The sequence below is a fragment of the Desulfobotulus sapovorans DSM 2055 genome (assembly GCF_059569355.1).
This window is the reverse complement of the sequence record NZ_JCANVJ010000001.1, coordinates 150,480-172,387: the sequence shown is the minus strand read 5'-3', so window position 1 is coordinate 172,387 and position 21,908 is coordinate 150,480. Positions and strand designations below refer to the sequence as shown.

General features: G+C 53.7%; 19 protein-coding genes. 10 read left to right on the top strand and 9 right to left on the bottom strand.

Translation table 11 applies throughout. The annotated features are described in order from the left end of the window. Positions 1 to 40: 40 nt before the first annotated feature. On the top strand, positions 41 to 2,437 hold the full coding sequence (gene priA / locus BR04_RS00655; protein WP_496354050.1) for a replication restart helicase PriA: 2,397 nt from the start codon (positions 41 to 43) through the stop codon (positions 2,435 to 2,437). 59 nt (positions 2,438 to 2,496) lie between these two features. Next, the gene (locus BR04_RS00650; RefSeq protein ID WP_496354049.1) at positions 2,497 to 3,579 is read left to right on the top strand and encodes a trypsin-like peptidase domain-containing protein; all 1,083 of its coding nucleotides are present in this window, start codon (positions 2,497 to 2,499) and stop codon (positions 3,577 to 3,579) included. 112 nt (positions 3,580 to 3,691) lie between these two features. On the opposite strand, the gene BR04_RS00645 is transcribed toward BR04_RS00650, so the two are convergent. The 8 genes from BR04_RS00645 to BR04_RS00610 all read right to left on the bottom strand — a co-directional run bounded on the left by BR04_RS00645 (position 3,692) and on the right by BR04_RS00610 (position 9,839). Continuing rightward, positions 3,692 to 3,988, bottom strand: coding sequence for a putative quinol monooxygenase (locus BR04_RS00645; protein ID WP_496354048.1), 297 nt, complete (start codon positions 3,986 to 3,988; stop codon positions 3,692 to 3,694). A 91-nt stretch (positions 3,989 to 4,079) separates the two neighbouring features. Then, positions 4,080 to 4,841: an SDR family oxidoreductase gene (locus tag BR04_RS00640; protein ID WP_496354047.1), complete on the bottom strand. Its 762-nt coding sequence runs from the start codon at positions 4,839 to 4,841 to the stop codon at positions 4,080 to 4,082. Continuing rightward, entirely contained in the window at positions 4,838 to 5,035 is a 198-nt protein-coding gene (locus tag BR04_RS00635) for a hypothetical protein (protein ID WP_496354046.1), read from the bottom strand. The genes BR04_RS00640 and BR04_RS00635 overlap by 4 nt, the downstream gene beginning before the upstream one ends. 85 nt (positions 5,036 to 5,120) lie before the next feature. Beyond that, positions 5,121 to 6,587, bottom strand: a complete 1,467-nt coding sequence (locus tag BR04_RS00630) for a 4-hydroxyphenylacetate 3-hydroxylase family protein (protein ID WP_496354045.1) — start codon at positions 6,585 to 6,587, stop codon at positions 5,121 to 5,123. A gap of 249 nt (positions 6,588 to 6,836) precedes the next feature. Next, positions 6,837 to 7,718, bottom strand: coding sequence for a flagellar basal body-associated FliL family protein (locus BR04_RS00625; RefSeq protein ID WP_496354044.1), 882 nt, complete (start codon positions 7,716 to 7,718; stop codon positions 6,837 to 6,839). A 148-nt stretch (positions 7,719 to 7,866) separates the two neighbouring features. After that, entirely contained in the window at positions 7,867 to 8,223 is a 357-nt protein-coding gene (locus BR04_RS00620) for a hypothetical protein (RefSeq protein WP_496354043.1), read from the bottom strand. A 695-nt stretch (positions 8,224 to 8,918) separates the two neighbouring features. After that, positions 8,919 to 9,107, bottom strand: coding sequence for a hypothetical protein (locus BR04_RS00615; protein ID WP_496354042.1), 189 nt, complete (start codon positions 9,105 to 9,107; stop codon positions 8,919 to 8,921). A gap of 102 nt (positions 9,108 to 9,209) precedes the next feature. Next, on the bottom strand, positions 9,210 to 9,839 hold the full coding sequence (locus BR04_RS00610; RefSeq protein WP_496354041.1) for an RluA family pseudouridine synthase: 630 nt from the start codon (positions 9,837 to 9,839) through the stop codon (positions 9,210 to 9,212). Positions 9,840 to 9,952: 113 nt separating this feature from the next. On the opposite strand from BR04_RS00610, the gene BR04_RS00605 reads away from it, so the two are divergent. The 6 genes from BR04_RS00605 (at position 9,953) to BR04_RS00580 (ending at position 15,704) form a co-directional block, all read left to right on the top strand. After that, positions 9,953 to 10,585, top strand: a complete 633-nt coding sequence (locus BR04_RS00605) for a TetR/AcrR family transcriptional regulator (protein WP_496354040.1) — start codon at positions 9,953 to 9,955, stop codon at positions 10,583 to 10,585. Further along, complete coding sequence (locus BR04_RS00600; RefSeq protein ID WP_496354039.1) at positions 10,582 to 11,442, top strand: hypothetical protein; 861 nt, start codon at positions 10,582 to 10,584, stop codon at positions 11,440 to 11,442. The genes BR04_RS00605 and BR04_RS00600 overlap by 4 nt, the downstream gene beginning before the upstream one ends. 187 nt (positions 11,443 to 11,629) lie before the next feature. Beyond that, positions 11,630 to 12,223: a TetR/AcrR family transcriptional regulator gene (locus BR04_RS00595; RefSeq protein ID WP_496354038.1), complete on the top strand. Its 594-nt coding sequence runs from the start codon at positions 11,630 to 11,632 to the stop codon at positions 12,221 to 12,223. A 78-nt stretch (positions 12,224 to 12,301) separates the two neighbouring features. Next, positions 12,302 to 12,823 carry a hypothetical protein gene (locus BR04_RS00590; protein WP_496354037.1) on the top strand — a complete coding sequence of 174 codons (522 nt, stop codon included), beginning with the start codon at positions 12,302 to 12,304 and terminating at the stop codon, positions 12,821 to 12,823. 48 nt (positions 12,824 to 12,871) lie between these two features. Beyond that, positions 12,872 to 14,053, top strand: a complete 1,182-nt coding sequence (locus BR04_RS00585; RefSeq protein ID WP_496354036.1) for an iron-containing alcohol dehydrogenase — start codon at positions 12,872 to 12,874, stop codon at positions 14,051 to 14,053. Between the two features lie 61 nt (positions 14,054 to 14,114). Beyond that, positions 14,115 to 15,704: an aldehyde dehydrogenase family protein gene (locus BR04_RS00580; RefSeq protein WP_496354035.1), complete on the top strand. Its 1,590-nt coding sequence runs from the start codon at positions 14,115 to 14,117 to the stop codon at positions 15,702 to 15,704. 138 nt (positions 15,705 to 15,842) lie between these two features. Here BR04_RS00580 and ptsP read toward each other — a convergent pair whose 3' ends face one another. After that, a complete protein-coding gene (gene ptsP / locus BR04_RS00575) occupies positions 15,843 to 18,116 on the bottom strand; it encodes a phosphoenolpyruvate--protein phosphotransferase (RefSeq protein WP_496354034.1) in 2,274 nt (757 codons plus the stop codon). Between the two features lie 167 nt (positions 18,117 to 18,283). Here ptsP and BR04_RS00570 point away from each other — a divergent pair, with 167 nt between their 5' ends. Further along, positions 18,284 to 20,893 carry a FapA family protein gene (locus tag BR04_RS00570; protein ID WP_496354033.1) on the top strand — a complete coding sequence of 870 codons (2,610 nt, stop codon included), beginning with the start codon at positions 18,284 to 18,286 and terminating at the stop codon, positions 20,891 to 20,893. A 239-nt stretch (positions 20,894 to 21,132) separates the two neighbouring features. Beyond that, positions 21,133 to 21,894 carry a metal-dependent transcriptional regulator gene (locus BR04_RS00565; protein WP_496354032.1) on the top strand — a complete coding sequence of 254 codons (762 nt, stop codon included), beginning with the start codon at positions 21,133 to 21,135 and terminating at the stop codon, positions 21,892 to 21,894. Positions 21,895 to 21,908 lie beyond the last annotated feature (14 nt).

The following is a 21,908-nucleotide window of genomic DNA, read 5'->3' as shown; positions in this document are numbered from 1 at the left end:
TACAAGCGGATTTTTAACCCCAGACGGACAGGTCTTCCCCATGACACCCCCCAACACCATGATCCTCGTAGCCCTGGATGCTCCCCTTTTTCCGTCCTACACCTATGGTGTACCGGAAAGTCTGCAGGCCCGGATCACACCGGGCATACGGGTGCTGGTTCCCTTGGGCCCGCGCCGGATCACAGGCTATGTTCTCGGTTTTACGGAAAGCCCTCCCTCCCATGTCAGGGTGCTGGATATCCTGGACGTTCTGGATGAAGCGCCCCTCTTTCCTGCGGAGCACCTGCCCTTTTATCAGCGTATGGCCGCCTATTACCATCATCCCCTTGGAGAAACCCTTGCCACGGCCCTGCCTTCGGGTCTGAACCTTTCGGACCGGAGGATGTACGCTCTCACGGAAAACGGAAAAAAAAAACTGGAGGATCACCCCAAAAGGGATCTTCTCCACGCCCTGACCCAAGGCCCCCTGCCCCTCGCCCGTATCCAGACCGGGACAGGAAGCGCCAGTCAGAGACAGATGGATCTTCTCTGTGAAGAAGGGCTTGTAACCGTGGAACGGGTTTTCCGTCAGAAGGAAACCAAGGCCAAAACGCGCAGGATCTATGCCATCCGGGAACAGGCCCAGCCCCCCCTCCCCCTCACCCCCAAGCGCCTTGCCCTCTGGGAGTGGCTGAAGGAAAAGGGGCCTGCGGATACAAAACGCATCGAGAAGGATATTCCCCATGCCAGTGCCAGCCTCCGCTGGTTTCTGGAAAAGGGCCTTGTCATCGAAAAGGAGCAGCGCATTTTCCGGGATCCCCTGGGAGATCCGGTGGATGAGGACAGCCCGCCGGATCTCAGTCCTGAACAGGCCGCCGTTCTGGATACGCTGCTGGCCCATATGTCAGAAGGCTTTCACCGTTTTCTTCTGCACGGGGTAACCGGTTCCGGAAAAACCGAAGTCTACCTGCGGCTTGTGGAAAATTCTCTTGAGAGAAAAAAACCCGCCATTGTTCTGGTACCGGAAATTGCCCTCATCTCCCAGATTGCAGGCCGCTTCCGTGCCCGTTTCGGAGAAAGGGTGGCCGTTCTGCACAGCGGCCTTTCCAAGGGAGAGAGACTGGATCAGTGGGAAAGAATCCTGGCAGGTGAACTGCCCGTGGTGATTGGGGCACGCTCCGCCGTTTTCGCCCCTGTCATCAAACCGGGTATCCTCATTGTGGATGAGGAGCACGACACCTCCTACAAACAGGATACGGGGCTGCGGTACAATGGCCGGGACATGGCCATCCTGCGTGCCCAGCTTGAAGACTGTCCCGTTGTCCTCGGTTCCGCCACCCCATCGGTACAGAGTCTTGAAAATACCAGAAACGGACGTTTCACCCTGCTCCGGCTTACCCAGAGAATCAACCAGCGCCCCCTTCCCAGGGTGGAGCTTGTGGATCTCAAAGAAATGAAAACGGCCTCCGGCATCGACCGCTATATCTCACGCCCCCTCTATGGCGCCATGAAAAATGCCCTGGAAAAGGGAGAGCAGGTGCTGCTGTTTCTCAACCGCAGGGGATATGCAGGCTTTCCCGTGTGTGGCGCATGTGGCGAAATTGTAAAATGCAGACACTGCGATATTTCCCTCACCCTGCACCGCAGGGCCAATGCCTTTCTCTGCCATTTCTGCGGATTTTCCACAGCCTCCACCCCCCTCTGCCCCGCCTGCCATGCCCCGGAAGTACGGGTTCTGGGCATGGGAACGGAAAAGGTGGAAAGTGCTGCCCGCTACCTCTTTCCCGAGGCCCGTATCCTGCGTATGGATCAGGATACCACGGGAAAAAAGGGCAGCCTCATCCGTATGCTGCGCCAGATCCGCAACCGGGAAGTGGATATTCTGGTGGGAACCCAGATGGTGGCCAAGGGTCACGATTTTCCCGGTATCACCGTTGTGGGAATTTTAAATGCGGACTTAGGCTTAAGCTTTCCGGATTTCCGGGCCGGTGAACGCAATTTCCAGACCCTGGCCCAGGTTGCCGGCCGGGCTGGACGGGCATCCCTTTCCGGTCGGGTCATTCTGCAAACCTACAACCCCGACCACTACAGCATAAAAAGTGCCTGTTCCCAGGACAGCAACGCCTTTTTTGCCGAAGAAATCGCCACACGGCGCATCCTGGGATACCCTCCTTTTTCACGTATGATACAGATCCGCATTTCCGGGGAAGACGAAGCCAGGGTACAGGAAGCTGCCCGTCTCAGCGCAGAAAAGGCCAAAGCCGCCTCCCAGGGAAGGGTGCGTATCCTGGGTCCCGTCGAAGCCCCCATCAGCCGTATGGCAGGTCAGTTCCGCCATCAGGTTCTGCTCATGGGCACAGATATCCCAAGGCTGAACGAAAGTGCCGAAGCTGCGGTAACCCCCAGGATAAACGGTGTGAAAATTCTCATGGACGTAGACCCCTATGCCATGCTCTAATCGGAAAAATATCCGGTAAACGCCCTAAAAAAACTTCATACCCCCATTAGGAAAAGCCCATGAAACGCAGACTCCTGCCTTTTCTTTTCTCGTTCATTTTATTTCCGTTGCTCCATACTGAAATCCAGGCTTCTGAAATCTATCAGTATACGGATGAAAAGGGGGTGATGCATTTTACGGACAATCCCCTGAAAGTTCCCAAAACAGGATACAAAGAAATTGCCACCCAGGGTACAGCCCATCCCAGAGGAGCCAATCTTCTGAAAACCCTGGAAGAAAAACTGAAACCCGGAACCGATGTGGAACGGGCCGTCATGGCCACGGTGAGGGTGGAATCTCCCATGGGAATCGGTACGGGCTTTTTTGTCAGCGACAGGGGACATATTTTAACCAACCGCCACGTTCTTCAGGGCAACAGGGAAGATACGGAAACACAGCGGCAGCGTTACAGAGAGGTGGAACATCGGCTCAAGCGCTACGAAGGCGAAATCCGTCAGGAGGAAAACCGTCTTGCCAGGGCTTATCAGCAGATCCGGGACTATGAGGCCCGGATTTCACGGATGCCTGCGGATCAACGGGAAAGAGCCAGGGAGAACCTTAAAGATGAAAAGCAGAATATCGAGGAATGGGAACGCTATCTGAAAGAGAAGCGACAGGAATACCGGCAGGTGAAGGAGGAAGTGGATCAGCACCGCAGGGATTTTGAATGGCAGAACGACATCTCCCTTGTACAGAAACAGGTAAAAATCGGTCTTGCTGACGGCTCCTTTCTCCAGGCCGCCATACTCCGGGTCAGCCAGCAGCACGATCTGGCCCTTCTTCATCTGGAAGGCTATGCCAAAACCCCAAAATTGGAGACCGCAAGTCCGAAACATCTGCCCAGAGGAACCCCCCTTTATGCCATCGGCAACCCGGCAGGACTCCGTCACTCCGTGGTGAATGGTATTCTTTCCGGTATGGAAGGAACCTGGGTCAAAACCAATGCCAAAATCTATCCCGGCAACTCCGGGGGCCCGCTCATCACCAAAACCGGTGCCGTTGTAGGCGTCAATACCTTCAAACAGCTCACCCACAAATTCGAGGGACTGGGCTTTGCCCTGGACATTGATGTGGCCATGGCGGATTTTTCTGATGCCCTCTGATCTTTTCCGGATAAAAAGCCTGTAAGCCTCAATCCATTTCAGGAGGATATGTTCAAAACAGACAGGGGAGATTTACAGGATCTGAACACCTGAAATCCCCCCTCTCCTTTTTTCAGGCCTGAAAAGCGGCGACTTCCTCATACATGGACAACTCCGGGCCTTCTGCAAGGTTGGGCGTCAGCCATTTAAAGAGATCCTGCACATGGGGCGTACTGCTGTGACGCTGAAAAGCCACCTTGTCTGCATACTTTTCATACACAAAAAAAAGCCCCGGAGTTTTCATGTCCTTATGCAGGACATAGCTCAAAGTGCCCTCTTCCGTTTTGGCCATTTCCACAAGATGCATCAGTCTGGCCTCGGCCTCTTTCGCAGCTTCCGGCCTGACCCTGATCTTCGCCGTGACAATCATGCCGACTTCCTTTCCATAGGGTGTCCGGATGCCCTGTAGAGATCACAGGGATCAAACCCGCCACATCACTCAAACAGGTATCCGGGAAGGTTCAGGCCAGCATCCCGCCATCACAGACAAGACAGGTGCCTGTTGTATAGGAAGACGCATCGGAAACCAGATACAGGGCAGCTCCTGCCATTTCCGAAGGTGCGGCAATGCGCTTTAAGGGAATCATGGAGATCACGGCCTTGCTGATGTGCTCATTCTCCGTGATGGCACTGGAAAACTTGGTTTCCGTCATACCGGGTAAAAGAGCATTCACACGGATATTGAAGGGAGCCAGCTCCTTGGCAAAGGCCAGCGTCATGGAAATCAGCGCCGCCTTGGTCACAGAATAGATTCCCTGCATCTGAGCCGGACGGACACCATTCACCGAAGACACATTCACAATGGCTCCGCCCTGCCCCTTGTCCTTCATCAGTTTAGCGGCCCGCTGGGTCATGAAAAAGGGCCCTTTAAGGTTCACATCATGGGTTTTCTCCCAGGCCCAGGGTTCCGCATGGAGCATTTCACCAAAATACGGATTGGCCGCCGCGTTGTTCACCAGAATATCCAGCCTGCCATGCTTTTTCTCCACAGCATCCATGAGACTCTGAATCTGCTCAATCTCCCCCATGTTGCAGGTCATGGCTTCGGCACTGCCACCCTTGGCACGGATTTTTTCCACCACAGCCTCCAGCCCGTCCAGTTTGCGACTCACCAGAATGCAGTGGGCACCATATGCCGCAAAGGTAAGGGCCATACTCTCCCCGATTCCCCGGCTGGCTCCGGTGATCAGGGCAATCTTGTTTTCAAGAGAAAAAAGGTTCATGTTTTGTCCCCTTCCGTGGTCTCTGTTACGGTTTTGTCCGCATCCATCCCCGCATTCACCTCATGGATGACATGGCTCTGATTTTCAACAAAAACCCGGGCCATGGCGTCCATATTCGCAGGCATTGCCTTCTGTTTTTTCCCGTTCACGCCCTCAGCAGCGGGCGATGTCGTCATCGTTTTCTTACTGTCCATCCCGGTTTCCTTCTTCTTCAGGCAGATGGGATGCCGCACCCGCATGCAAAGGGCACAGGGATGCGGCACAGGCTGTAAACAGGGCTCAGGCCTTGGACATCCCGGCAAGCCGTCTCACCACGTCTTTTCTCTCCTTCAGGTTGTACTGGGTAGTAATGGCGATCTGCTCCATAATGGGAGAGCCCCCACCATGGACACTGGCGTAGTTCATGCAGCCCGCCATGGAGGATACGGTCATGTCGCTGAAGTACAGCCAGAAACGGATCTGGTCATCCACAGGAATTTTTGCGTTGCGTTTCAGGTATTTTTCCAGATAAGGCTTCAGCTCCTCATTCACGAGATCCTGCTCATAGGGGAAGGTGGCCGGCACCCCGCCTGCGATGTCGCAGAGCATTTCCTGCTCATGGAAGACCGCCTCTCCGGTGAGACACCGCCCCACGTTGCAGTAGATGGAATTGGGTACATAGGCACCGGGACCAAAGGGAACGGGGCCGAAACCGGGAATGTTCACCTCAGGCTTGGCCAGGGCGGATGCGGTATAGCCTGCGGCATAACCCAGTTCCGCAATCTGGATGATGCTGGCCAGCTTTTCCTTCACATGGGGCGTTTTTTCAATGCCATTCACCTCCGCAGCCAGGGCGGCAAGTCCCATGGTGATGTCGCCGATGGCGGGCTTGCACCCGGAATAGCTGTGCCGGTGGAAAAGGGCAAACAGGAGGGCGCAGAGTCCGCCATGCTGATGCTCACCGCAGAGGAAGACCCGATCCCAGGGAACAAACACCTTGTCAAAGATCACATAAGAGTCCGCAGCGCCAAAATCAAAACCCCGTTTGAAATGGGTTCGGCTGCGCATGTTGTGGGGATGAATCACCTGGGTGATGCCGTCCGCATCCGAGGGGATGGCGAAAGCCACGGCATAATCCTTTTCCTCCTCGGTAAGGGCACGGGTGGGCACCACCATGATCTCATCGGCAACGGAAGCCTGGGTGATGTGTACCTTGCATCCTGTAACCACGATCCCTTCACTGTTTCTTTCCACCACATGGAGGTACTGATCCGGATCCGGCTGCTGGGAGGGCCGCAGCAGACGCTCCCCCTTCACGTCCGTCTGGGCGCAGGCCACCACAAGGTCTTTTTTCTGGAAATTATCCAGCCATTTCAGAAAATTTTCGTGATACCGGGTCTTGCCCCCATTGGCCTTGTCCGCCTCATAGGAGATGATGTTCACCGCATTGCTGGCATCCGCCCCCATGCAGCGACCGATGCAGTAGCCCACTTCCCGGCAGAGCATACGGGTCATGTCCTGCTTTTTATGCAGATCCTGAGGACTCTGGTGGATATGACAGAAGCGGTTGATGGTTTCTCCGCTTAAGTGGGAAACGGCGGTGCAGAGATGGGCTTTTTCAGGATCGCGGGCGGCTTCAAAGGTGTGGCCGAGAACCCCCAGGGTCATTTCCAGATCCTTATGATCCCGGCTGATCCGTTCACCCTTGTAAAAGATATTTTTTTTGAGCTTCATCAGATCACTGATGTACTGTTCCTTGGTTCTCATGGCAGACTCCTTTATTGAAAGGGGGGTAGTAAAGGCCCTTACCCGGAAGGGGGAAAGGATGCGCTTGCTTTGTTCCCCTACATTGCGAGGAGTATGCCAAACCGACATAGAACCACAACCTATTGATATAAAAAACAAAACACAATCCATTGGAATTCTAGGGGTCATATTCAGAAAAAAAAAGGTCGAAATAAAGACCTTGTGAGTCTATATTTCGACCTCTGTTTCTCCCAACACCCTCCCAGCTCCCTACCCGGCCTTCGCTTCCGCCTCCGCCTCAGGTGGTGAGGGAGGGGCCTTCTCGGGTGGAGTCAGGCCAAATTCATGCCGAAGCTCCGGATATTGCAAAATAAATTCCTCGAAGCTCTCTTTGCTGGAAGCCACAATAATATTGCGGACTTCAATTTCATGAAGACGATTTTCAAAATAGGGATTCAGCATCTGTCGCAAATGCAGACGCTGGGCCTTGACCTTGTCAAAGGAATTGATGTCCTTGTACTCCAGGCTGGAAAGATAGAAGAGAAGAATCTCCCGGACTTCGGGATGCAGGGGGGGCGGCGGCGGAATCTCTTCCGGAATCTGCACGGGTGTTTCAAGGGAGAGCACAAATTCCATCTCCATACACAAAAAACGCTGACGCTCAAGGAGACGGGAACGGGCCACATTCACAAGCAGGGGGGGCATGTTTACCACCTGATGCAGCAGAACTTCCCCCTCTTCAGGCCTCTCGGCTCTGATTTTTCTCCACTCCAAAGTACGACCGCCCTCTCGCTTAAAAACCATCAGACCCGCATCTTTACTGGTAATATCAAAGGACTGCATGGAACCCGCAGGCCACATCGCAGCCTCCTCAGCAGTCTCCACTGAAAAAACAATGCGGTCCTTGGACTCCAGATTCCAGCGTCCCGTACTTTTACCTCTTTTTTCAACGATCCGGGTATGTCTGCCTTCAACACGATCCTCGGCCTGCCAGCTCCCATTGTTCCTCAGGGTTAAAACGGTATGAACATTCATATGGGAAGCCCGCCAGTTCCCCAGGAGCATCAGCCTGTCGTCATCCTTCTGTTTTTCTGCACAAGCTGACAGTGCAAGGCAAAAGGCCAGTATCAGGATTCCTGAAAAAATTCTCATCGTTTTTCCTCCTCTCCAGGAGTACAGGTGCAGTCCCTTTCATCGTAAAGGGTACAGATATAGACATCCTTCCTGCGCTTTGCACGCCTCAGGACATACAGCCCCAAAAAAACCAAAAGCACCGGAATAAAAAATAAAAACCATCCCCTCACAATCCACCTCCAGAAAAACCGGGTTTCATTCCCTTGCCCGGAAAGACCAGTACTTGGGCAGATCGGGGCTTTTCTCCCTTTTTCACGGCAATCTTGATGCCAAAACAGTTGCAGGACAGCCAGTTTTTCCGGCAGCGGGGGCAGATTTCCAGGATACAGCCCACATGGTGAAAGCCTCCGGGCAACACACCACAGGATGGGCAGCGCCGGGGCAGTCCATCCTGTTCAAAAACCGTCTTTTTCCCGGGTTGCCAGGGCAGAGGACGGTAAAACGTCCCCTCGATACGAATACGGGTTTCAAGGCATGTTGATGCGGCCTTGCATCTGCCGCACATGCTGCACACTTCCACCATTTCCCTCCCCTGTCCGCAAAAATCCAATTGCCCCGGATGGCTTCACAGATGGAAAAAAGTTTATAACAGGAAAAAAAGAAAGACAAGACAGGCCGTCAGAGGACAGGCGGAGGGGAGAAGGAGAAATTCACAGGAAAACAAAAAAGGCACCCGCAAAGGTGCCCCTGAATCAGCAAGTATACCGGTCTGTTTACGGAAAAACCACTCTGAATCAGTGACCGGTACTGCATGAACCACTACAGGAACCGCATCCGCTGCCCCCAAAATCCATGCTGGAATCAATCTTGAATCCCATGGATGTGAAATCAATTTTAACAGGAGCAGCCTGCTTGATAAACTCAGCTTCTGCTACAAAGGTATGTCCACCAATGGTGAAAACCTCATCCTTGCTGTTTGGCTCATCCAGAGCCAATGCCAGAGATGGACCCGCTCAGCCACCGGAATGCACAAACAACCGCAAGGGCATCACGGTGCGTCCTTCAAAATAGGCGTTGATCTGCTCAAGAGCCGCAGGACTGACTTCGATCATGGAACCTCCTTAACAACCGTTTTAACGGCAAACCTTCAGGATAATAAGGAATTTCGAGCAACCAAACAAAATGGCCCATAGAAAATAGGCCTGCCCATTGATCTTGTCAATACAATTGGCAGAGAGAATAGAAAAAAGATATGATTCCTGCCCGCCTATCTTCCCATCATCCCTCGCTGCGGGCACTCCTTTCCGCCAGCAAGGTGTCACAGATTTCCTTTTTCACAAAATAACGTCCGAGTACCAGGGCAAGCTCCTCCTGGCTGGGGGGCGTACCGGAAAGGGCTTCCACAAAGGAAGCCACACCATCAAGGGCCTTTTTCAATTCCGGATGGAGGCTGGAAAAATCCGTCACGGCATTTTCCTCTCATTGCAGGTTACGGTTTCTGGCGGGTAAAACTGAAAAAAACAGACCCGCTTTATGGAAGGCGTATTTGAAACATTCTCGGTACGCCCATCATCGTAAAAGCGTCTCAAAAACAGCGGGCATGGAAGAAACAACATGCAGCATCTCTCCGGAGGGCAGACAGCACTCCAGCTGATGGGCATGGAGCATGAGCCTTGGCCATTCCTGCTGCATGGCCTTCTCTCCATAGCGTCGATCCCCCACAATGGGATGGCCCATATGGTAGAGATGCACCCGGATCTGATGCCGGCGTCCCGTTACGGGAAAAACAGCTAGCCGGGTCATACCGTTTCCCCCGGCCTCCCGCTTCCAGTGGGTCAGGCTTTTTTTGCCGGACAGTGCATCCACCCCCATACGGCCCGAACCAAAAATACGGATGGGGGCATCCACCGTCCCCTCTTCCCGGGTAAGCTGACCATGCACCAGAGCCAGATAGCTCTTCCGGACACGGCGCTGTTCAAATGCAAGACTCAGATGACGGTGCATATGCGCATTTCTGGCAAAAAGGAGAACCCCGCTGACTTCCTTATCCAGACGATGCACCACATACAACCGCTCATCCCGCATTGTTTCCAGAAGATGCAACAAACAGGGCGCCGTATCCCGGCGTTCGGGAATCACGGCAATGCCAACGGCCTTTTCAACCACAAGAAGATCTTCGTTTTCAAACAGAATATGCATGGGTTCCGACTGTTTTTTCAGGTGTCACAGGCTCAGGGCAGAGGTCAAAATCCTTGACTTTCAGTGCGCATCTTTTTATTTATAACAAACATTCGAAATAAAAAGGTGGCCCCATGCCCAAAATTGTCGATCACAAAGAATACCGCAAAGAACTTCTGGATCAGTGCTTTCAGCTTTTCGGAAAAAAAGGCTACGCCAACCTTTCCATGCGGGAAATTGCAAAATCCCTGGGCGTTTCCACAGGAACCCTTTATCACTACTTTCCCACCAAGGAAAGTATCCTCGAAATGCTCTTCCAGCGTATTATGGAAACCAATGTGGCCGAATATCTGGAAGATCTTTCAACGCTGGAATCCAAGGAAAAACGGCTGGATCGTTTTGGAGAAATTCTGGGCCGCTATGGTGAGCACTACCGGAATATCCTCCTTCTGGTTCTGGATTATCTGAGAACCCCAGCCGGTAAAAATGCCGGAACAGCCTTCCATGAAGCAACGGATTACGCCCTGAAAGCTATGGGAGAACATCTTGGATTCTCACCGGATCTCAGCCGTACCTTTTTCATCCACATGGTGGGGGTGGTGTTCTGCTCCCATGCCATGCCCGGATTCATGCGCTATGACGATGAAATTCCCGTAATCCGCAGAACACTTTCCGCCATACGGGAATTGCCCTCACCATCCCTGAACCAGCTTATCAGCCTGCTGGAAAGCGTCTCGTCAGAAAAAAACGGGGAGGTTCCATCATGATGCTTACAGGATGGGATATGGGACATGCCACCATCAAAGTTGTCCTCATGGAAGATGGTGTCTGCCTTGCCGCAGCATCACGCCCCCATTCCGGCAATCCGGGCAGAATCGCAGAATGGCTCTGGAAACACCTGACGGAATGCACGGGACTCTTCCCTTCGGATATGGACTGGTGCGCCGCAACGGGCTGTTTTGTTCACCACACCCCACGGCTGGATGGCGTCTTTCCCATGGCTGCTGCCCTGGCCAGGGGAGCCTCATGGCTCTGCCCCGATGTCCATCGCGTGGTGGATCTGGGAGAAGAAACCGCCCTGTGTGTGGACTTTGAAAAGGGAGGACGTACGCTTCACAGTATTGCCCCCCTGCTGGCCGTGACCGGGGTGGGAAAAATCCTTGGCATGATGCCGGATGACAAAAAACAGGCTTCCCCGCCTGGCAATACCGCCCCAAAAAACCTGCCCCATCCGGCCATTCTCCGGCATCCCTATGCTGTCATGGAAACAGGAGAGGAGCAGGCATCCCCTGAAAAGTCCCCCGTCCTTCTGCATGCCCGCGCCATCGAACTCTGGCTGCGCAGTCTTGCCGGAGAAAACTGCACCACAGAACTGATCCGAGAACTGGGAGAAAGCCTGTACAGAAGCCTGCCTTCTCCCGCACACAAAAAATTCCTTCTTTCCGGAAGTCTCGCCCTTTCCCCCCCTGTGCGGGATCTTTTGACGACATGCCTTCCCTGCCTCCTGATCCCCGAGGCCCCGTTTACGGGAGCCCTTGGTGCTGCACTGCTTGCCCATGAAAATGCAGGACAGGGTCTTTACGGCCCCCTGCCCCCCGCCATGCTGGCCCAGGCTGCCCTTTAGCCTCCGCAGTACGGCTCTTCCCGACACAGCGGACAGACCGGGACAACTCGTCCCACTCCCCCAAAAAAACAGTGTTCGCCTGCCGCACATCTTTTTTCTTCTGTTGACAAGACCCTTTTTTTTCCTGTAAAGAACGGAATCATTATTCGGTCGGCTGGCCGAACGAAACAGCATTCACGGAGAGGACATGACCACATCGGAAAGACCCAAAGGTCTGGCACGAGAAGGTATTCTGGAGGCGGCGACCCGCCTCTTCCTGGAGAAAGGCATTGATAAGGCCTCTCTCGCGGATATTGCCGCCGAAGCCGGAGTCAGCAAAGGAACCCTGCACTACCACTTTGCCTCCAAAAATGACCTGATCTTCACCATCACAGAATCCCACATGAACACCATCACCGAGGAGTTGCTGGGTTTTCTGGAACGTATGCGACAAAACCCGGAACGTCTGTTCACACTGCTCATGGCTTCTCTTCTGGAGGCCAGAGACAGGGGACGCCTCCATCTTCACCTTGTCCGGGAGGCTGTTGCGGGAAACCCCGGATTGCGGGAAAAAATTTCCGCCAACTACAGCCAGTGGGAGTCCATGCTGGAAGAAGCCCTCTGCCTGCTCTTTCCCCTGCACAAAAATCCCGGGTTCATCGCCCGCCTCATCATCGCCATCATTGACGGCTGCATCATTCAGGATCTGATCCGTGAGGAAAAGGTGGAACTCGGTGCCCTCATTGCTTCCCTCATGGCCGCCAACCGGATGTTTACGGAGGATGCTCCGGTTCACCGATAAAAGCAGAACAAAGCGGCAAAACACCGTCAGGCAATGTCACCATAAATCGAAAAACAACTGTCAGCGTGGGAGGAAAGTATGAAAAAAAAATACGCACCCATTTCTCCGGGCCGAAAATGGTTCAAGGAACTGGTGGCCCAGGTGGTCTTTTTTGTGCTGGGCAGGGCCTTTCAGTCCGCAGCCAGGCTGGATGCGGGCATCCGCAAAGAGGTGGCTGAATGGGAGGAGGGCTTTACCCTTGCCATGTGTATCCTGCCCAAAGGGCCTTCCATGGCCATAAAAAAAGAAAGCGGACGCATCCGGTATATCGGCAAAGCACCAGAGAACGCGGATCTGGTCATCCGCTTCAAACACATTGAAAGTGCCTTTCTGGTTCTCACACCGCAGATGGGATCTGCACGGGCCTTTGTGGAAAACCGTCTCAGTCTCGTAGGCGATGTGGCCCGCTCCATGTCCTTTGTCCGCTGCCTTGACCGCCTGCTGACCTATCTCTATCCGGCCATCATCTGTAGGCCCCTTGTCAAACGCATGCCTTCCGTGGCCCACCCCATCCTGGGCCGCCTGTATCTCTACACCCTGGGCATCCCCTTCGGCCTGTAGGATGCCCCCCTGACCCTTATCTTCCAAACCCTTTGAGGAGTTGCCGTCATGCTGCCTTCCTACTTTGAATTTCATAATCCCGTCAAAATCGTTTCCGGCCACAAAGCCCTGGACAATCTTCCCTATGAACTTGGCCAGATGGGGGTTACCCGTCCTCTCATTGTCACCGATAAAGGGGTGGTGGCCGCAGGCCTCATTCAGATCGTGCAGGAAGCCTTTGGAAGCTCCGGCATGACCATCGGTGCCATTTATGATGATGTGCCTCCGGATTCCTCCGTGGATGTGGTCAACGCCATTGCCGAAGTCTATCGAACCAACGGATGCGATGGCCTTGTGGCCGTGGGCGGAGGCTCCCCCATTGACACGGCCAAGGGGGTCAATATTGTCGTCTCCCACGACAAGGGAGAGCTGAAGGACTATATGGGTGCAGACCGCCTCACCGGGCCGCTGAAGCCCCTTGTGGTGGTACCCACCACGGCAGGCACAGGCTCAGAAGTGACCCTTGTGGCGGTGATTGCGGATACCCGCAGAAATGTGAAGATGGCTTTCGTCTCCCGCCACCTTCTGCCCAATCTTGCCCTCATTGACCCCCGCATGACCCTCACCATGCCGGCAAAAATCACGGCAGCCACGGGCATGGATGCCTTGAGCCACGCCATGGAGGCTTACACCTGTCTGCAGAAAAACCCTTTAAGTGACGCCCATGCCACGGCGGCCATCTCCCTCATCAGCCGCTATCTGCCCGTTGCCGTGGAAAACGGAGAGGATGCCACCGCAAGGCTGGCCCTTGCCAATGCCTCCTGTATGGCGGGAGCTGCTTTTTCCAATTCCATGGTGGGCATGGTGCATGCCCTCGGCCATGCGGCAGGGGCGGTCAGCCACATTCCCCATGGGGTGGCCATGGGGATTTTCCTGCCCCACGGACTGACCTATAATCTTCCCGAAAGGGCAAAATACATCGGTGAGCTGCTCCTGCCCTTTGCAGGTGCCGATATCTATGCGGCGACCCCGGCAAAAAACAGGCCGGAGCGGCTGCTGGAATCCCTCCATACCCTCCAGAAGGCTCTGGAGAAAAAATGCGGACTCCCCATGCGGCTTAAGGATGCGGGGGCACGTGAGGAACATCTGGAGGACATCGCCCTCAAGGCCATCAATGATGGTGCCCTGATGATGAATCCCAAAGAAATGGGCATTGAAGATGCCAGAGCCGTTCTGAAAAAAGCCTTCTGAAACCCGAAGGTCTCCCATCCCGCCACCCCGCAGGCAAGGACGCATAAACAAGGAGTTTTGCATGTATCAGACAGAGGCTTTTCAGGAGATGGAACAGACAAAATGTGAGAATCCCGGAACAGGGGAAATCCTCGGCTATTCTCCCATGCACACCGCAGATGAGGTCAGGCAGTTCTTCATGAAAGCGCGGGGCGCCCAGCCCGAATGGGCCGCCCTTCCCATGAAAGAAAAAATTGCCAAAATCAAAAAAATCCGCACCTATATGGTGGATCATGTGGACAGCCTCGCCGAGACCATCGCGCGGGACAACGGTAAAACCCGGACGGACGCCCTCGCGGCGGAAGTTCTTCCCGCCATTGCGGCCCTCACCTATTACTGCAAAAAGGCGAAAAGTTTTCTGAAAGACCACCGCATCCTGCCGTCCTCCCTCCTTTTCATGAACAAGATCAGCAAGATCACCCGGGTACCCTACGGTGTGGTGGGTGTGATTTCCCCCTGGAACTACCCCTTTGCCATTCCCTTTTCCGAAGTGATCATGGCCCTGCTTGCGGGAAACTGTGTGGTACTCAAGGCGGCGACGGAAACCCAGATGGCCGGACTGGCCCTGAAACAGTGCATGGAGGCAGCGGATCTGCCGGAGGGTGTTTTTTCCTATGTGAACATGAGGGGCTCCGAGTCTTCGGCAGCCTTTCTCGCCAACGGGGTGGACAAGCTCTTTTTTACAGGCTCCGTTCCCGTGGGCAAACAGATCTCTGAACTTGCGGCCAAAACCCTCACCCCCGTATGTCTGGAGCTGGGCGGCAACGATGCCATGCTGGTCTGTGAAGATGCGGATCTGCACCGGGCGGCAGCCGGAGCCGTATGGGCCGGATTTCAGAACGCGGGCCAGTCCTGTGGCGGGGTGGAGAGGGTCTATGTCCATGAAGCCGTGTACGATGATTTCCTTGAGATTCTGAAGGAAAAAACCGAGGCCCTGCGGGTGGGCTACGACAGGGATCATGAGGTGGATATCGGCTGCATCACCACCCTGCGTCAGGTGGAAACCGTGAAACGCCATGTGGAAGAGGCCCTGGCCCGTGGTGCAAAAATTCATGCCCAGGCAAAACCGCCCATGCAGCCGGGGCATCCCTACCTTGTCTCCCCCATGGTACTGACCCATGTGGATCATTCCATGCTGGTGATGCGGGAAGAAACCTTCGGCCCCGTCATCGGCGTCATGGCGGTGAAAAGCATGGAGGAGGCCCTTCTTCTGGCAAACGATTCAGATCTCGGGCTTACCTGTTCCGTATGGTCAAAGGACAGCAAAAAGGCCGAAGCTCTGGCAAGAAAGATTCAGGTGGGGGTGGCGACCATCAACGATCATCTGATGAGCCACGGGCTGGCGGAAACGCCCTGGGGAGGCCCCAAGGAAACAGGGGGCGGTCGTACCCACGGTCAGCTCGGTTTTGACGAAATGACCTATCCCAAGGTGGTGGTGCATGACCTCTACGCCCCCTTTGCAAAGAAAAATCTCTGGTGGCATCCCTTTGGCGCTACCGTTTACCAGGGTATCCGGGGAGCCTGTTACACCTTCTATGGAAATGGCATCTTACAGCGTCTTGGGGGCGTTTTCAGTCTTCTGAGAATTTTTCCGAGGATGTTTAAATCTTGATTTTTATCTTTTTCACCCATGCCAGGCAGGGGCAGGCTCCGTGCCTGTCCCCCTTCTGCCTGACCGCCTGTTCCGGGCTTTCACGTTCAGTCTGTCTGCTCCCCGGCTGGGACGGCCCGCCGTCCCAGCTCTTTTATATCATCCTTTAAGCCCAAGGACTGACGAGACCTCCCGGATCGATGCCAGGGCAAGAAGCCGTTCAGCATGTTCCTCCGCTTCCTTCATCTTCAACGTCAGAATCTGCTGCTGCACAGCGGGCATGAACTGGGCATCAAGACTCAGGGTACGTATGCCGATTCCCAGCAGAAAGGGAATAAAAGCCGCATCGTGGCCCATTTCCCCACAAACGGACACGTCGATTCCCGCAGCCTTTCCAGCCCTCGCCACACGGGTCAGGGCACGCAGCACAGCAGGATGCTGGGGCTGATAATAATGGGCCACCTGCGCATTGCTGCGATCCACGGCCAGCATATACTGCACAAGATCATTGGTTCCGATGGAAAAAAAATCCGCTTCCTTTGCAAACTCCTCGATGATTTCCACCGCTGCGGGCAGCTCCACCATCATACCGATCTGGGGCGATACATGGCAGGCAAGCCCTTCTTTTTGAAGCGCCGCCATACAGGAAAGTACAATGGCCTTTGCCTCCCGAAACTCATCCAGGCTGGATATCATGGGAAACATGATCCTCGGACTTGCAGCACCCGATGCCGCACGCAGAATGGCCCGGATCTGGGCCTCAAACACATCCCTGTACAAAAGGGAAAAACGGATGGAGCGCAGCCCCAGTTCAGGGTTCACCTCTTCCTCCCCGTTGACATGGGCCAGCACCTTTTCGCCCCCCACGTCCAGGGTACGGATGGTCACGACCCTGTCCGGCATCTCCTCAAACAGCTTTCTGTAAATGGCAACCTGTTCCGTTTCCGAAGGAAAGGCTGGACGGATCAGAAAGGGAAATTCGCTGCGGTACAGACCGATTCCCTCCGCCTTCATGACCTTGGCAAGGCGCATCTCGGAAAGCAGGTTGATGTTGGCAAGAAGCCTCACCCCTACCCCATCCCCTGTGCAGGTTGTTTCCGCCATATTTTCGACAACGGACTCCGTATTCCGTCGGGCCTCTTCACTCCTGGCAAAGGTTTCCCTTACCTCCGCCTCCGGATTCACATAGAGATTCCCCGTAATGGCATCCATGAGAAGGGGCGTTCCTTCGGGAAGCTGCAAAAGCGTCCTTTCCTCGACAAAAAGCAGGGGAATATGGAGGGATCGGCACAAAATGGAGACATGGGAGGTAAGGCCTCCGGAAACCAGAACGATTCCCGCCACATTTTCACTGACAAGCTTCAGAATATCCGAAGGAAAAAGCTCTGCCGCAATCACAATGCTGCCTTCAGGCCTGAAAATGGAGGCCTCATCCTGGCAGGGTTTCATGTTTTCAAGAAGCCTGCAGGAAACGTCTTCCATATCCGCCGCCTTCTCCCGGATATAAGCCTGGGGAGAGGCGTCAAAAAGAGCGATATAATACCGGGCCACGGTACGCACCGCCGCCATGGCAGAAAGCCCCTGCCCCATTTTTTCCTCAATACGCCTGCGAAAAGAAGGATCCTTCAGCATCATGAAATGGGCTGTAAAAATCAGGGAAGCACTTTCCGGAAGCCTTTCCGTAAAACGCTCCTGAAGTGCCCCAAGATCTGCAAGGGTCTTTTCCATCGCCTGGGAAAAGGGAATGGGTTCACAGCTACACCCTGCTTCCGGATCTTCGAGAAGAAGGGACCGGCGTTTCACACCGAAAATGAGAGAAGACCCTGTAGCATACCCGGGAGACGCCACTTTGGCCCGAATCAGGGACGGTATGGGTGGAGAGAGGGGGGCTGTCTTCAGAAAATCTTCTCCGGAAAGGGAAAGCAGCAGACGGGCGTTTTCCAGAACACTGGCCAGCTGCGATGCCGTTGCCCGCAGTGCCCGTACATCCATCTCCCCGAAATGATCTGCCTCCATATGCTGCACCACCAGTACACCAATACAAAGACTGCCCCGGTGTATGGGAACAGCGAGAAAAGAGAGAAAGCGCTCTTCCCCGGTCTGGGCAAAATAGCGAAAATCCGGATGCTTCTGCCCGTTTCCGATGCACAAAGGTGCAAGGCTGGAAAAGACCCGTCCCACAAGGCCCTCTTCAGGAAAAAGAGACACAGATCCCACGGATTCCGGGTACAGTCCAAGGGTCGCCCGCAGGAACAGACGGTTTAAAACCTCATCGTAGAGGTAGATGGAACAGACCTCTGCTTTCAAATGTCTTGCCACCAGGGCCACAGTCCGGTTAAGAAAAGTCTGAATATCATGGGAATCCATCAGGGCGGATGTCAGCTCCCCCATATCGCACAAGAGATTCAGGTGTTCAAGATACCCCCGGGTCATGATTTCTTTCCTTTCTGGTAAAAGAGAGCAGGCTTTGACAGCGGGCATCCCCCGCCGACAGGGATTCAAAACAAGCTCAGACATCTCCCTGCTTTTTACATCCGCTAAAATATGCTTATATCCACCAGACGTCCAGACCTTCTCCTTCTTTCCTCTCAGGAGGCCATATGATGCCGCAGCCCCCCCCTTCATCCGCCACCGCATCTCCTCCGGCAGGAATGTCCGCCCAGGATCTGAAAAGGGACATGGCCTATCCCATTCTGGGAAGGATTGCCATTAAAAATGGCCTGCTTACACGGGATCAGCTTCGTCAGGCCATATCGGAAATGTACAGAAGCAAAGCCTCTGGAACGCCACAGACTCTGGAGGAAGTCCTTCTTTCCGGAGGCTATATCCAGGCGGCATCCATGGAAAAACTCCTGGCCAGCACCCTGCGTTCTCTGGATCGGCAATTCTGTTCCACGGCGCTGGAAATGAAACTTCTTGATTCTGAAAGCTGTGAAACGGCCTTACAGGAACAGGCCCAGGCCTACCGGGAAGGTCGGCTGCTGGCCGTCGGGGATATCCTGATACAAAAGGAAAAACTCAGCCCGGAAAAAAGAGACCTCATTTTAATGCGGATGCGGGAAAATAAAACGGATCCCCATCCTCCGGCGTCCCCTTCCCTTCTGGAAAAATTACAGGAGGAAGAAAGAAGAAGACAGATTACGGGGAGTTCCCGGAAAATCCCCGCAGAAGAAATGGCCATCGCCCGTATGGCTCTCCAGTATCATTTCATCACAACAGAGCAGCTGCAAAACGCCATTCTGTACTGGAACCAGCAACAAAAAAACGAAAAGCCCCCCAGTCTCAGTGTGGTGCTTGAAACCCTGGGCTTTGTAGGCCGCAAGGAAATCAGCCTGCTCCATGCCACCCGTCTTTTCTACGAAACCCGACAGATGGATCAGCTTTTTGGCCGTCTCTGTGTGATCCATCAGTACTGCACCCAGGAAGATATTCTGAGAGCTTTGGAAACCCAGCTGGCCAAATTCAAGCGCAACAAAACCATCAAGCTTCTCGGTAACATCCTTGTGGAAGCCGGAGTCCTGAGCCACAAACAGATGATCTCCGTACTGCGTGAGCAAAAACGTATCCCTTCTGCCCCGACACCCTCCCAGGCTCCCCCAAGCACACCACAACAGACATCTTCACAGGAAAACCCGGCTCTGCCTGTCCCCGCTGATGCCGGGGTGCTGGTGGAAATAGACATGGAGGGTATGACAGCACAGCTCATCCCGGCTCCTGAACTTTCAAGGGACATGGACATTGCAGGACTCAAACAACTCATCAAAGATGCCGGGGTACTCTTCGGAGGGGTATCGGATAAAACCCTCCAGGCTTATCTGGACAACACTCAGGCCCACAAGGAAGCCTTTCCGGTAGCCAGAGGCATTGCCCCCACCGAACCCGTGGATGGGTATATCCGCTATGGTTTTGACCCTGACCATCTGAAGGCGGGAAAAATCGATGCAGACGGGAAAATTGATTATTTCGACAGAGGAGAAACCCCCTTCACAAAAGCCCACAGTCTTCTTGCGGAACGTATCCCCCCTCAAAAGGGGAAGCCCGGCATGAAGGTGACAGGCGAAGCCTCCCAGCCCCGAGAACCAAAAGATGTGGAACTGAGGGCGGGTTCCGGAGCCGAACTTTCCCTGGATGGCCAGATGATTTATGCCCTGATTGATGGTCAGCCCCAGGCAACCCTGGGAGGAAAAATTTCCGTATTCCCAGAAATGGGCATAGAGGGCAACGTGGATCCCAAAACCGGTCATGTCCTTTTCCATGGGGCCATCCGTATCAGGGGCAGTGTACAACCCGGATTCTGTGTGAAAGCCGCTTCTGCAACAGCCATAACAGCAACAAAAGCAGATATTGAAGTCAGCGGAGATCTGGTGATTCAAGACGGCATCATCGGCTCAAAAGTCCGGGCAGGGGGTACGGTGCAGGCAAAATTTATTATTGACTCTGAAATTTTTGCCTTCGGTAACATCCTTGTTGAAAAAGAAATCATCAACTCTGTTATCCGCACCAGCGGTGCCCTCATCCTGCCCAGAGGCAAGCTCATCGCCAGTGAGGCCGCCGCCAGAGGGGGGATGGAAATCTACGAGGTCGGAACAGAAGCTTCCTCTTCCTGTACCCTTTTTATTGGAATAGATTTTCGTGTCCAGAATGAAACCCTGCGCCTCAATGAAGAAAAAGAGACTCTGAAACAGGAAATGGAACAGATACAAAAAAACATCACAAAGGAGGAAGGCCGACAGGTCGATTTGCACCGGGAAATAGCAGAAAAAGCCCAGCTCCAGGATGAAACCCACAAAATCATTGCAAAGCTGTACCAGGAAATAAAACAGGACACGCCAAAAACCGAGGCCCTTGTCCAGCAGATCAAAAACCTGGAGGCCATTATCCTTTCCGCAGAAAAAACCGTTGAAGCCCTTTTTACTGAGCAGGACAGCATCCTCGATACCATTCTCGAGAATCAGGAAAAAATGGAAAAACTCAGCAAAAAAATTGAGGAAAACAGCTGGGAATACCGATCACTTCAGGACTGGAACAAGAGCAATCCGCCAAGTCCGGTTCTGAAACTGAAAGGCCCCATGATGCCGGGCACACGGATTACCGGCCCCAAATCCCAGATGACGGTCAATGAAAGGGTGAGAAATGTCATTTTTAATGAAATCCAGGTGAGCAGTTATAATGGAGAACCCAGCTGGATGATCCGTATGCAGAATAAATAAAATCCATCTCCCCGCAGTTTTCAGGGCAGATACTTACCCAAAAAAGAAATCTTTTCTCAGGAACAGATTTTTCAGAAACCCGATACGGTTTTATGGCTTGACAAAAAAGCCAAAGAAAACGATGGTATTTACAATAAGCAAAGATTCTCCGAAGAAAGAATCTTTTCCTTTCTTTACACCTGCATCGCCTACAGACAACAGGGCAAAAGGCCCATGAATCCCAATCCCAGGAAGAGACCATGTCCGAATCCGAAAATGAAAAACTAAGTGCAAGTCTTGAGGACTACCTGGAAACCATTTTTCACGTTGTTGCCGAAAAACAGGCCGCACGGGCCAAAGACATTGCCAAACGCCTCAATGTGAACAACTCCTCTGTGACCGGTGCCCTCAGATCCTTGTCTGAAAAGGGCTATATCAATTACGCTCCCTATGATCTTATCACCCTTACGGCCAAAGGTACGGAGCTGGCACGGGATGTGGTGCGCCGCCACGAAGCCCTCAAGGATTTTTTCACAAAAATTCTTCAAATTCCCGAAAATGAGGCCGAAGATGCGGCCTGTAAAATGGAACATGCCATATCTCCCACCATTTTGGATCGTCTCATCCAGTTTGTGGAATTTGTGGATATCTGTCCCAGAGGTGGCGCGGAATGGCTCAAAGGGTTTTCCCGGCACTGCGAGCGTGCAAAAGCTGGCGGATGTGAATCCTGCCTTTCCAATTGCGTCAACGAAATCCGTGAAAAAAAAGATATGGTTCAGGATACCCCCAGGAGCCTGCTCCCCCTTTCCCGCATGAAGGCGGGTGAAAAAGGTGTGCTTTCCTCTCTGGAAGGCAGGGCTTCCGCCCTCAGACACCTCAATGACATTGAAGCCGGCCCGGGAAATGTCGTGGAAATCGAAGAAATTGATCTGGAAAATGATACCATCGGTATCAAGGTAAAGGGCTATCATCTCACCCTCAGGCTTGAGGATGCCGAAAAAATCGCTGTTCTTCCCTACTGATGCCCCAAATCTTC

Bases quoted from the DNA above. Each gene is read 5' to 3' on its own strand.
- BR04_RS00585 (WP_496354036.1), top strand. From the start codon at position 12,872: ATGCTGCCTTCCTACTTTGAATTTCATAATCCCGTCAAAATCGTTTCC.
- BR04_RS00595 (WP_496354038.1), top strand. From the start codon at position 11,630: ATGACCACATCGGAAAGACCCAAAGGTCTGGCACGAGAAGGTATTCTG.
- BR04_RS00620 (WP_496354043.1), bottom strand. From the start codon at position 8,223: ATGGTGGAAGTGTGCAGCATGTGCGGCAGATGCAAGGCCGCATCAACA.
- BR04_RS00625 (WP_496354044.1), bottom strand. From the start codon at position 7,718: ATGAGAATTTTTTCAGGAATCCTGATACTGGCCTTTTGCCTTGCACTG.
- BR04_RS00580 (WP_496354035.1), top strand. From the start codon at position 14,115: ATGTATCAGACAGAGGCTTTTCAGGAGATGGAACAGACAAAATGTGAG.
- BR04_RS00650 (WP_496354049.1), top strand. From the start codon at position 2,497: ATGAAACGCAGACTCCTGCCTTTTCTTTTCTCGTTCATTTTATTTCCG.
- BR04_RS00590 (WP_496354037.1), top strand. From the start codon at position 12,302: ATGAAAAAAAAATACGCACCCATTTCTCCGGGCCGAAAATGGTTCAAG.
- BR04_RS00570 (WP_496354033.1), top strand. From the start codon at position 18,284: ATGATGCCGCAGCCCCCCCCTTCATCCGCCACCGCATCTCCTCCGGCA.
- BR04_RS00635 (WP_496354046.1), bottom strand. From the start codon at position 5,035: ATGGACAGTAAGAAAACGATGACGACATCGCCCGCTGCTGAGGGCGTG.
- BR04_RS00630 (WP_496354045.1), bottom strand. From the start codon at position 6,587: ATGAGAACCAAGGAACAGTACATCAGTGATCTGATGAAGCTCAAAAAA.
- BR04_RS00600 (WP_496354039.1), top strand. From the start codon at position 10,582: ATGATGCTTACAGGATGGGATATGGGACATGCCACCATCAAAGTTGTC.
- BR04_RS00610 (WP_496354041.1), bottom strand. From the start codon at position 9,839: ATGCATATTCTGTTTGAAAACGAAGATCTTCTTGTGGTTGAAAAGGCC.
- ptsP (WP_496354034.1), bottom strand. From the start codon at position 18,116: ATGACCCGGGGGTATCTTGAACACCTGAATCTCTTGTGCGATATGGGG.
- BR04_RS00605 (WP_496354040.1), top strand. From the start codon at position 9,953: ATGCCCAAAATTGTCGATCACAAAGAATACCGCAAAGAACTTCTGGAT.
- BR04_RS00640 (WP_496354047.1), bottom strand. From the start codon at position 4,841: ATGAACCTTTTTTCTCTTGAAAACAAGATTGCCCTGATCACCGGAGCC.
- BR04_RS00565 (WP_496354032.1), top strand. From the start codon at position 21,133: ATGTCCGAATCCGAAAATGAAAAACTAAGTGCAAGTCTTGAGGACTAC.
- BR04_RS00645 (WP_496354048.1), bottom strand. From the start codon at position 3,988: ATGATTGTCACGGCGAAGATCAGGGTCAGGCCGGAAGCTGCGAAAGAG.
- priA (WP_496354050.1), top strand. From the start codon at position 41: ATGACACCCCCCAACACCATGATCCTCGTAGCCCTGGATGCTCCCCTT.